We start from the raw sequence: 10,721 nt of genomic DNA, 5'->3' as shown, positions 1-10,721 counted from the left end.
AAGAACCATAAAGATCCAAGCCGGCCGGGGTATAAATCAATTTGGCACTGGCTTATCAAGCACCCTGTTGAGTTCTCAAAGAACAAACACACACCAACAAGCGAACCACCAAGTGGAACACCCATCGGGGCTTTGTTTATTTCGCCCGGCACCGCCAGGCACTCCGACTACGTTACCCGGCCGCTTCCGCCATGTCAACCCGGTATCCACCGGATTATCACGCTTTACACCACCGAGCCCCCCCGAACACACACAGCAGTCACCCACCACGCGCACTCAAGGGATTTAGCAGGCCGGCCGCTACCGCGTCCGTTCCCCTGCCGACGTCAAACCATACCCGGCCGGTCTCGCGTCTCCAAATCCGCCTGCTGGCAGGCGTTGGAGCGCACCACCCGGTGGTCACGCCCACGTTCAACGCTGTTCGAACCCCGGCCATTCCCGGCGCGATCCGCCGTAGCGGACCGGTCCGCGGCCACCCGGCCCGGCGGATACGTAACGCTCCACCGACCGACCGCATTCCCCGCGCGACGATCCGCGCGGAAGGCGCACCAGCCCGGGAACCGAACCAGCCCGGGAACCACAGCCGCCGGATACAACCTCCGACGGGCTTGCGGCATTCCCCGTCCGCCCGAGCGGAGGCGGGCGCGTGGCCGCGCCCGGCATTCCCTCCGCGTCCGTGACAGCGGGCCCCGAAGGGCTCGCAAGGATGTAACCCCCTCGCCGCGCCGGGCATTCCACGCGGCGCGGCGTACTAGCGCTGCACCTCGACCCCGGCGAACGTCCGCTTGCCCCGCCGGAGCACCAGGAACCGACCGTGCAGCAGCGCGTCGGGCGCGACCGTCGCGTCGACGTCGGTGACACGTTCGTTGTTGACGTACGCGCCGCCCTCGGCAATCGCCCGCCGTGCCTCGTTGAGGCTGGCGACGAGCCCCGCCTCCTTCAGCAGCACGGCGACGGTCGGCAGCTCCGCGAGGCGTACCAGACCGGCCTCGCCCAGCGCGGACCGCAGCGTGGCCGGGGTGAGCTCGCTCAGCGAACCGCGCCCGAACAGCGCCTGGCTGGCCGCGACCACCTGCCGCGTCTCCTCCTCGCCATGCACCAGCGTCGTCAGCTCCTCCGCGAGCGCCCGCTGGGCGAGCCGCGCCGCCGGCCGCTCCGCGGTCGCCGTCTCCAGCTCGGTGAGCTCGTCATGCGAGCGGAAGCTGAAGTACCGCAGGTAGCGGGGGATGTCGCGGTCGTCGGCGTTGACCCAGAACTGGTAGAAGGCGTACGGGCTGGTGAGACCGGGGTCGAGCCAGATGGCGCCGCCCTCCGTCTTACCGAATTTCGTGCCGTCGGCCTTCGTCACCAGCGGGGTCGTGAACGCCTGCACCGGCCCCGCGCCCCGGCGCCGCACGTAGTCGACGCCGGCGGTGATGTTGCCCCACTGGTCGGAGCCGCCGAACTGCAGCGCGCAACCGTGCCGCCGGTGCAGCTCGAAGAAGTCGTTGGCCTGCAGCAGCTGGTAGCTGAACTCGGTGAAGCTGATGCCGCTCTCCAGCCGGGCCTTCACCACCTCGCGGGCGAGCATCCGGTTGATCGGGAAGTGCTTGCCGACGTCGCGCAGGAACTCGACCACGGACATCTCGCCGGTCCAGTCGAGGTTGTTCACCAGGGTCGCGGCGTTGTCGCCGGTGTACGAGACGAACGGGGAGAGCTGGGTGCGGATCTTGTCCACCCAGCCGGCGACCGTCTCGGGGCTGTTGAGGGTCCGCTCGCCGCCCTCCTTCGGGTCGCCGATCTGACCGGTCGCCCCGCCGACGAGCAGCAGCGGACGGTGCCCGGCCAGCTGCAGCCGCCGCGCGGTGAGCACCTGCATCAGGTGACCGACGTGCAGGCTGGGCGCCGTGGGGTCGAAACCGACGTAGAACGTCATCTGCCCGGTGTCGAGGAGCTTCCGCAGCTCGTCCGGGTCGGTGGAGTCCTGGATCAGGCCCCGCCACTGCAGGTCATCGGTCACGTCCGTCACGACGGCGATTCTCCCCCATCGCCGGCGCGCCCTCCCACCCGGTTCTGACCACGGCCAACGACGGGAGCGCATCCGAGCCGGGGCGCGTCGCATCGCCGCCGGGACAACGGCACTACCACGACCGGGTACGCCCGCTCGGGCTACCCGGCCCGGCCCGAACGACGGTCCCGGCGGGGAGGAATACTGCTGACCTGCGCGCTCCCGCGGCAACGCGCCGCCGCTCGGGCAGGCCCCTCGCGATCCCGGTTCACTCCGACCGCGCAACTGTCTTGCAACGGCGGCGGGATGCACTCGATCCTGCGTGGAGAAGACCACCAGTCGATGGCGTGAGGAGTGCCCGATGAAGCAGGGCGTGCGTCCGCGGCCCGCCGGCGTCGGCCGGCGGACCCCGCCGACCCCGCGGTCGTCGGCGTGCTGAGCGCCGTGGCCGACGTGTTCGGCGACACGTCCGTTCGGCAGGTGCTGTGGCTCGTCGTCTGCGCGCTCGGCAGCTCCCCGTTCTTCTTCCGGATCGCGCGCGGGTGGCGCGGGCTCTCCCTGCCCTGGCGGCTCGTCGCGGCGGGTTTCGCTGTCCGGCTGCTCTCCGACACCGTCTGGACGGTCGAGTACGTCAGCGGAGGCAACGACGCCCCCTTCCCCTCCTACAACGATGTCGGCTTCGTGGCCTCGTACGTGCTGCTCATCGCCGGGCTGGTGCTCGCCGGGCGGCAGCGGCGCGGCCAGGGCCGCCGGATGATGCTCGACGCACTGATCGTCAGCGCCGGCTTCGCCGTGCTGGACTGGGTCTTCCTGTTCCACCCGTACCTGCACCAGTCCCCGCTGGCCGGGCTCGGCCCGATCCTCGCGCTGATCTACCCGCTCTGCGACCTGGCGCTCTTCGCTGCCACGGTGAAGCTGCTGTTCAGCGCGAGCGCGCGCAGCCCCGCCAACCGGCTGGTGCTGCTGGCCGTCGGCGCGATGCTCGCCGCCAATACCGTCTACTTCAGCAACGCGACCGCCACCACGCGCACCGTCGACGTGCTCGACAATGGTTTGTGGATGGTGTCGTACCTGCTGCTCGGCCTGGCGGGGCTGCACCCGGCGATGCTCTGGACGGCCCGTCCGGGCACCAACAACCGCACCCCGCTGTCGAGCCGGCGCACCCTCGCGTTCGCGGTCGCCACCCTGATCGGACCCGCCAGCCTGCTCGGCATGGCAGCCACCACCGACGCCGACGCCTGGCACGCCGAGGAGTGGCGGCACCTCGCGGTGCCGGCCCTGCTCTCCGGCGCGCTGTCGGTGCTGCTGGTCGTGCGGCTCAGCCTGGTGGCGCGGGTCGCGCAGCACCGCTCCGTCGAGCTCGACCGGCGGACGGTGGAGCTCGACCAGCAGGCCCGCGATCTCGCCGAGGCGCTGGAGGAGCGCACGGCGCTGGAACAGCAGCTGCGGCACCACGCGCTGCACGACCCGCTCACCGGGCTGGCCAACCGGGGCCTGCTGGCCGAGCGGATGGAGTGGGCGTTCAGCCGTCGCGACGGGGCGGCGCGGCACGCGCTGCTCCTGATCGACCTCGACGGTTTCAAGGACGTCAACGACACGCTCGGCCACGGCAGCGGCGACGAGCTGCTGATGGAGGTGGCGGTACGGCTGCGCGAGCTCGCGGCGCCCGCCGACACCCTGGCGCGCCTGGGCGGCGACGAGTTCGCGCTCTTCATCGAGGACGTCGAACCGGTGCAGGCCGCTTACCTGGCCGAACGGGCGCGCGAGGCGATCAAGGCCCCGCTGCCGGTCGCCGGCCGCACCGTGTACCTGTCGGCGAGCATCGGGCTCGTCCAGATCAGCGACACCCGGGTCACCCCGCAGAACGCTCTGGCCGACGCCGACCTCGCCCTCTACGCCGCGAAGCGGGCCGGGCGGGACCGGGTCACGGCGTACCAGCCGGTGATGCGCACCGCGCGCGAGACGTTCACGTGGGTCGCCGACGGGCTCCGGCACGCGCTGGCGACCGAAGAGTTGGCGGTGCACTACCAACCCGTGATGGATCTCGCGACCGGCCGGGCCGTCGCCGTCGAGGCGCTGCTGCGCTGGACCCTCTCCGCGCGCGGGCCGGTCTCGCCCGCCCAGTTCATCCCGGTCGCCGAGGAGACCGGACTGATCGTTCCCGTCGGGGCCTGGGTGCTGCGCCGCGCCTGCACGGACGCGCGGGCCTGGTACGAGCGGTACGGGATCTCGCTGACCGTCAACGTCTCGGGGCGTCAGCTCGCCGAGCTCGACTTCGCCGACCTGGTGCTGCGTACCCTGACCGACGTGGGACTGCCGCCCGAGGCCCTGATCCTGGAGATCACCGAGACCGTGCTGATCGGCTCCGCGGAGGAGGGCGCCGGGCAGGCGCTGGCGACGCTGAACCGGCTACGCGAGCACGGCGTCCGGATCGCCATCGACGACTTCGGCACCGGCTACTCGTCCCTGTCGTACCTGGCTCAGCTCCCGGTCGACATTCTCAAGATCGACCGATCGTTCGTACCCGCGGCCGAGGCCGCCTCCGGCGACGACCACGCCTTCACCCGCGCGGTCCTGCAGCTCGGGGCGAGTCGCCGGCTGCCGGCGATCGCGGAGGGCGTGGAGACCGCGGAGCAGGCGGACCTGCTGCGTGACATGGGCTGCCCGCTGGCGCAGGGTTTTCTGTTCGCCCGTCCCGGCCCGGTCGAGGTCGTCGCCGCCGAACTGGCCCGCACCAACGGCGACCGGGCGGGCGACGACAGGCCGGGCGGATCGCCGGTCGGGTCGGGTGCGCGGCGGTGACCGGCGCCGAACACTCGAGGCCTCCGTCCGCCGCGCCGGCACGCCAGTCCGGGGCGGCGTTGCTGCGTGATCCCGTACTGCTGCCGCTGCTGATCGGGTGCGCGCTGGTCGGTGGCGGGTTCCTGCTGGATCTCGGCGATCCCGCGACGCAACTGCGGATCTTCTGGTCCGTGGTTCCGATATTCAACCTGGTGCTGTGGCTGATCCCCCGCCGCCTCGCCCGGGTACCCGGCACACCGCCGCCGGCCCGGCGGTTCTGGCGTACGCTCAGCGCCGCCGGCCTGGTCTTCGCCGCCGGCGGCATCAGCCAGGCCCTGGTCGCGTGGCTGCGCCCGGGGCCGCACGCCGCGCTGCCCAACCCGTTCCACGCCGCATGCGTCCTGTTCGGCAACGCGGCCATCATGTGGGTGATCCTGACCTATCCCACGCCGGCCGCCTCACGCCAGGCCCGCGTCCGCTACTGGCTCGACGCCACCGCCGTGATGGTCGGCGTCGCGGTGCTCGTGTGGTTCCTCACGGTTCCTGCGCCGGACGCGCAGGAGCCGCTCGCCGGGCTCCTGGGCGCCCTCATCCTGCTGGTCACCGGCCTGGCGACGGTGAAGCTGCTGCTCACCGGCGCCTCACCGGCCACCGCGGGCGCCGCGCTGCCGATGCTCGCCGCCGCCGCGCTGCAGGGCTTCACCGGCGGCCTCGCGTCCGCGGACAGCGACCACCTGCATCTGGCCCTGGCGGCGCGGCTGCTGCCCGCCGCGCTGCTCTGCGCCGGCCCGCGGATCCACGAGGTCGGCACGCGGAGCGACCCGCAACGGCTCCGCCAGTTGCAGCGCCGCTACAACATGCTTCCCTACGCCGCCCTGGCCGGGACGTTCGCGCTGCTGCCGGTCGTGCTGCCGGCACGGCTCGACTCGCGGGCGTGGGTCACGATGGCCGGTCTGCTGATCATCACCTGTCTGGTCGTCGGCCGCCAACTGCTCGCGTTCCGGGAGAACGCGAGCCTGGTCACCCGGCTGGACGCCAGCCTGCTGGAGCTCGGACGGCAGGGCGACCTGATGCGCTCGCTGCTGGAGCACTCCACCGACATCACGTCGATCGTCAACCGCCGCGGCGCCTTCACGTACCTCACCCCCGCGACCGAACGGGTGCTGGGCCGCGAGCACCGGAAGCTTCTCGGCACCCGTGTCGTCGACTACATCCACCCCGACGACCTGCCGGAGATCATGCCGGGCATGGTGCGGCTGATGACCACTCCGAACGCCACGCTGACGTACCAGGCGCGCTACGCGCACGCGGACGGCTCCTGGCGCTGGCTGGAGGTGGTCAGCCGCAACCTCACCCACGACGCGAGCGTGGGCGGGGTCGTCAGCAACGCGCGCGACGTCACGGAGGCGCGGATGTTGCAGGACCAGCTGCGGTACCAGGCCTCCCACGACTCGCTGACCGGGTTGGCGAATCGGGCGCTCTTCGGTGAGCGGCTGTCGGCGGCGACGCGGGCGGGCCGGGCGGCGGTGCTCCTGATCGACCTCGACGACTTCAAGTCGGTCAACGACACGTACGGCCACCACGTCGGCGACGCGGTCCTGATCGGCGTGGCCGACCGGCTGCGCGCCTGCGTGCCGGACGAGGGCACCGCGGCCCGACTCGGCGGCGACGAGTTCGCGGTGGTGCTGCCCGGCGCGGACACCCCGACCGGTCAGGCGCTGGCGTCGCGGTTCCTCACGCTCCTCGCACAGCCGATGACCATCGAGGGATCGCAGCTGAGCGTGAACGCGAGCGTCGGGCTGGTCACCGGCGACGCCACCGAGGCCGACGAGCTGCTCCGGCTCGCCGACGCCACGATGTACCGCGCGAAGCGGGACAGCGAGACGCAGTTGGCGGTCGCCGACGCCGCGACGCAGGCCGCCGTCGGGCACTGACGGGCCCGGCGGGTCAGCCGTGCAGCAGCCGGGCGACGTCCTTGCGCAGCGCCGGTAGCTGCAGGTAGTAGGCGCCGCCCGGACAGTCGGTCGGGGCGTAGTCGCGGTGGCCGGCGATCGTCGAGACCTTGCGCGTGACGCTCAGCGACGGATCGGCGTACGTCGTGCTGCCCAGTGGGTTCAGATTGGCGACGCCGGCGAGCAGCGCCAACACCTCGGTCAGCGCCTCTCTCGCCGCCGGGGTCGGCAACCGGTCCGCGAAGTCGCCCAGCAGGACGACACCGGCGTTGCCGCGGTTGTGGTCGGTGACGTGCGCGCCCGTGACCATCTGGGGTCGGCCGTTACCGGCGGCCGGCCCGAGCAGCGGAGCGCGGGTGCCGGACCGGCGGCCCTCGTAGACCGTGCCGGCCTCGTCGATCAGCAAGTTGTACCCCATGTCGCCCCAGCCCCGCGTGACCGCGTCGTAGTAGTGGATCGCGCGCACCGTCGCGGCCGGGTCCGGGTCGTCGTTCGCGCCGGCGGTGTAGTGCACGGTGAGGGTCTGCACCGGGGCGTACCGCGGCGGCCACGGCGCCGCGCCCCGCACCGCCTTGTCGGCGCCCCACGCGACGCGGTCGAGGTAGCGGACCGGGGCGCTGCGGCCGGCGATGCGCAGCTCGGTCCCGCCGGGTCGCTGCCGGGCGGCGCCCCGACCGGTCGCCGTGTTCAGCTCGGTGACCGACAGGTCACGGGCCTCACCGCAGCAGTCCACCTCGTAGCCTTCCCCGTCCGGCACGGTCACCAGCGCCGACCGCCGCCCGGCCGCACTGTCGGCCCGTCCGTGATGTCCGACCCGCACCGGGGCCCAGTCCGACCAGCCCGACCCCGATCGGGTCCGGATCGCGGGCCGGCCGGCCCCGTTCCACGCAACGACCAGGTGGCTGAGGGCGAACGGCGTACGCGCCACCTGGGTGCCGCCGGCCACCGGTTCCCGCCGCCGGGCCAACGTGCCGGGGAGCGCCGCGACGCCCGTCACCGGCAACGCGGCCGCGGCCGCGATGCCGGCCGCGGCGGTGAGGAGTACTCGTCTGCTGGTCAAGGCTCTTCCTCCCAATCTGGTCCGACCCCGTGGCCCTGCTCGTGCCGCCCGCGATGGCGGCGCCGATCTCCGGCGAGTCGCGCGACGAGCCGGCGGTCACCCACAAGCTACGAACGGTCCGGGGGCCCGATCGCGGGCTCGGCCCGCGCGTGGCACGCGTGGCGCGCACTCCTGTCCGAACAGCCGCGCGGCAGCGCAGCTCGGCCGACGGCGGCGCCGGCCCGACGCGGCACCGGCCCGACGCGGCAACTCGCCGACCCGGCGCGGCGCCCGGCCGCTCGTCTACATTGAGGACATGCGGGTCGTTGTCGCCGGTGGGCACGGCAAGATCGCGCTGCGGCTGGAGCGGATGCTCGCCGCGCGTGGGGACGTCGCGGTCGGTCTCATTCGCAACCCCGGGCATGTGCGGGAGCTGCGCAACGCCGGCGCCGTGCCCGCAATCTGCGACCTCGAGGCGGCCCGCGTCGACGACGTCACCGCGCATCTCGCCGCCGCCGACGCCGTCGTGTTCGCGGCCGGCGCGGGGCCCGGCAGCGGCATCCCGCGCAAGGACACCGTCGACCGCGCGGCCGCGGCGCTGCTGGCGGACGCGGCGGAACGCGCCGGGGTACGCCGCTACCTGATGATCTCGTCGATGGGGGTGGACGCGCCGCCGTCGGACGGTCGGGACGAGGTGTTCGCCGCCTACCTGCGGGCGAAAAGGGCCGCCGAGGAGGACCTGCGGTCCCGCCCGCTGCGGTGGACGATCCTGCGGCCGGGCCGGCTGACCGACGCGCCGGGACGGCGGCGGGTGCGGCTGGCGCCGCGGGTCGAGCGCGGCGATGTGCCGCGCGACGACGTGGCCCACGTGCTGCTCGCGCTGCTCGACACCGCCACCGGCGGCGAGACGTTGGAGCTGGTCGGCGGCGAGACCCCGATCCCCGACGCGGTGGCGCAGCTCCGCCACCACGCCTGACCCCGCCCCGGCTCCGTTCTGGGCCGCCTTCGTCCGGCCCCGCCTCCCGATCCGCCCCGGGGTCGACGCACTCCCCGGGACGTGGCCTCCACCGTCGGCGTTGCGGGAACGTCAATCGGTCCGGGTGCGAAGGCTCCGCGCCAGGGTGGGGATCATCACCGCCGCAGGGACGAGGTGTAGCCCGAGGAGAGCGACGGTGGTGGCGGTGTTTGCCCCGGAGAGGAGAGCGGGGACCAACGAGATCGCGGTCAGCGACACTGTCGTCCACACGAATCGCTCGGCGGGTCGAGCGCTCCAACGAAGAAGAGCGAGGGCAATGACGATGCCCACGACCGAGAAGAAGCCGGTCACCACGGTGAACCCGGACAACGGGATCGTCTCGCCACCGTCGGGAACCTCGAAGTCGACGCCAACGGCCCGGGCGAGCGCAGCGGCGAGGGTGGTGGCAAGCGTCGCCGCGACCGCGGCGATGAAGCCGGTGCCGGCGAGCTTGCGGAATCGGTGGGCGTGGCCGGCCTGGGCCGATGCCCCCGCGACCACCCCGGTGTCACTCATGCCGTTCATGTCGTTCCTCCAATTCGGTAACCGGCGTACGGCGTGTGCTGACTGACATGTGATGGTGGACTGCACCCGAGCGTCCACACCGGGACTACTCCGTGCCGTCCGTCGGCAGGCGCTCCGGCAGCCCGAGCCGCGGGAACTGGTCGTCGTGGAACGTGACGATCTCGGTGATCGCCCCGCCGGTGACGCGCAGGACGTCGATCGTCAGCGGCAGGTACGCGCCCTCCCGCTTCCGCCAGAGGTAGAAGGCGGCGGCGGGCTGCCGGTTCACGGAGGTGAGGACGGCGCGCAGGTTCATGTCTTGGAAGCCGCCCTCGACCCACGTCTTCACCACCGTGTCGCGGCCGACGTACAGGCCCGGCGTGGGCGGCATGGAGAAGCGGACGTCGTCGCGCAGCAGTGCGGCGAGCCCGTCGATGTCCGTGGCCACGCTGGCGTCGGTATAGCGGCGCACCAGCTCCCGCGTCCCGGCATCCTCCTCGCCGCCGGTCCAGTCCTGCCGCTCGGCGGGCAGGTGCTCCCGCATGCCGGCGCGGGCCCGCTGCAGCGCGCTGTTCACGGAGTTGACGGAGTCCCCGAGGAGCTCCGCAACGTCCTTCGCCGGCCAGCCGAGGACGTCCCGCAGGATCAGCACGGCCCGCGCGCGCGGCGCGAGGTGCTGAACTGCGACCACGTACGCCAGCTCGATCGTCTCCCGCGCGACGGCGAGGGCCTCCGGCTCGTCCGCGTCGCCCGCGGGCAGCTCGTCGAGCAGCCGGTCCGGATAGGGCTGCAGCCACAGCACCTCGCCGCCGGTCGCGGGCTCCGGGCGACGCTTGGCGAGCAGGTCCAGGCAGGCGTTGGTGGCGATCCGGTACAGCCAGGCCCGGAACGTCGACCGCCCCTCGAAGGTCTCCCGCCGCCGCCAGGCACGGAGGAACGTCTCCTGCACGGTGTCCTCGGCGTCCTCGAACGACCCGAGCATCCGGTAGCAGTGCACGTGCAGCTCCCGGCGGTGCCGCTCCGCCAGCCCCGAGAACGCCGGCTCGTCGACCTCGCTCAGCCCGCTCACGCCCAACTCCTCCAGCCGTGTGTCCGCACCCATCACGTCATCCTTCCGTCTCGTGGTGTCCCGTCGTAGGTATGACGGGTGGGGGCGCGACAACTCATCACCCGGGCCGGTCGGCATCGCTGAGGGTCGGGGTAAGCACGGACCCGCCGACGCCCCGTGGTTCCTTGATCGATACGCGGGCACAAAAAAAAGGGGGCCCCTGTCGGACCCCCTAATTCTTTTATTGTGTATGCAGTTGAGGCCCACCCCGTAAGCGGGGTGGGCCTCAACTGGAAAGTATGTCCGGCGGTGTCCTACTCTCCCACACCCTCCCGGGTGCAGTACCATCGGCGCTGGAGGGCTTAGCTTCCGGGTTCGGAATGTTACCGGGCGTT

General features: G+C 72.4%; 7 protein-coding genes and 1 rRNA gene. 3 read left to right on the top strand and 5 right to left on the bottom strand.

Annotated features, from left to right (window positions below; all coding sequences use genetic code 11):
• Nucleotides 1-751: 751 nt before the first annotated feature.
• On the bottom strand, nucleotides 752-2,008 hold the full coding sequence (gene tyrS, locus BLW47_RS24460; RefSeq protein WP_245737091.1) for a tyrosine--tRNA ligase: 1,257 nt from the start codon (nucleotides 2,006-2,008) through the stop codon (nucleotides 752-754).
• 411 nt (nucleotides 2,009-2,419) lie between these two features.
• Between tyrS and BLW47_RS24455 the strand changes: the two genes are divergently transcribed.
• Together BLW47_RS24455 and BLW47_RS24450 are read left to right on the top strand one after the other, a co-directional pair.
• Nucleotides 2,420-4,789, top strand: coding sequence for a putative bifunctional diguanylate cyclase/phosphodiesterase (locus tag BLW47_RS24455; protein WP_091563153.1), 2,370 nt, complete (start codon nucleotides 2,420-2,422; stop codon nucleotides 4,787-4,789).
• Nucleotides 4,786-6,702 (top strand): sensor domain-containing diguanylate cyclase, encoded by a 1,917-nt coding sequence (locus tag BLW47_RS24450; protein ID WP_139307442.1) that lies wholly within the window; start codon nucleotides 4,786-4,788, stop codon nucleotides 6,700-6,702. The genes BLW47_RS24455 and BLW47_RS24450 overlap by 4 nt, the downstream gene beginning before the upstream one ends.
• Nucleotides 6,703-6,715: 13 nt before the next feature.
• Here BLW47_RS24450 and BLW47_RS24445 read toward each other — a convergent pair whose 3' ends face one another.
• On the bottom strand, nucleotides 6,716-7,780 hold the full coding sequence (locus tag BLW47_RS24445) for a peptidoglycan recognition protein family protein (RefSeq protein WP_175543796.1): 1,065 nt from the start codon (nucleotides 7,778-7,780) through the stop codon (nucleotides 6,716-6,718).
• Nucleotides 7,781-8,075: 295 nt separating this feature from the next.
• Between BLW47_RS24445 and BLW47_RS24440 the strand changes: the two genes are divergently transcribed.
• Entirely contained in the window at nucleotides 8,076-8,735 is a 660-nt protein-coding gene (locus BLW47_RS24440; RefSeq protein WP_091563143.1) for an SDR family oxidoreductase, read from the top strand.
• A gap of 111 nt (nucleotides 8,736-8,846) precedes the next feature.
• On the opposite strand, the gene BLW47_RS24435 is transcribed toward BLW47_RS24440, so the two are convergent.
• The 3 genes from BLW47_RS24435 to rrf all read right to left on the bottom strand — a co-directional run.
• Nucleotides 8,847-9,365, bottom strand: coding sequence for a DUF6069 family protein (locus tag BLW47_RS24435; RefSeq protein ID WP_245737089.1), 519 nt, complete (start codon nucleotides 9,363-9,365; stop codon nucleotides 8,847-8,849).
• Between the two features lie 19 nt (nucleotides 9,366-9,384).
• The gene (locus tag BLW47_RS24430) at nucleotides 9,385-10,380 is read right to left on the bottom strand and encodes an RNA polymerase subunit sigma-70 (RefSeq protein WP_091563136.1); all 996 of its coding nucleotides are present in this window, start codon (nucleotides 10,378-10,380) and stop codon (nucleotides 9,385-9,387) included.
• Nucleotides 10,381-10,627: 247 nt separating this feature from the next.
• Nucleotides 10,628-10,721 (bottom strand): 5S ribosomal RNA (gene rrf, locus BLW47_RS24425); the annotation flags it as partial.

The sequence above is a fragment of the Micromonospora pattaloongensis genome (assembly GCF_900107255.1).
GTDB lineage: Bacteria > Actinomycetota > Actinomycetes > Mycobacteriales > Micromonosporaceae > Micromonospora_I > Micromonospora_I pattaloongensis.
This window is presented reverse-complemented; position numbering and strand designations above follow the sequence as displayed.

Bases quoted from the DNA above. Each gene is read 5' to 3' on its own strand.
- BLW47_RS24440 (WP_091563143.1), top strand. From the start codon at position 8,076: ATGCGGGTCGTTGTCGCCGGTGGGCACGGCAAGATCGCGCTGCGGCTG.
- BLW47_RS24430 (WP_091563136.1), bottom strand. From the start codon at position 10,380: ATGGGTGCGGACACACGGCTGGAGGAGTTGGGCGTGAGCGGGCTGAGC.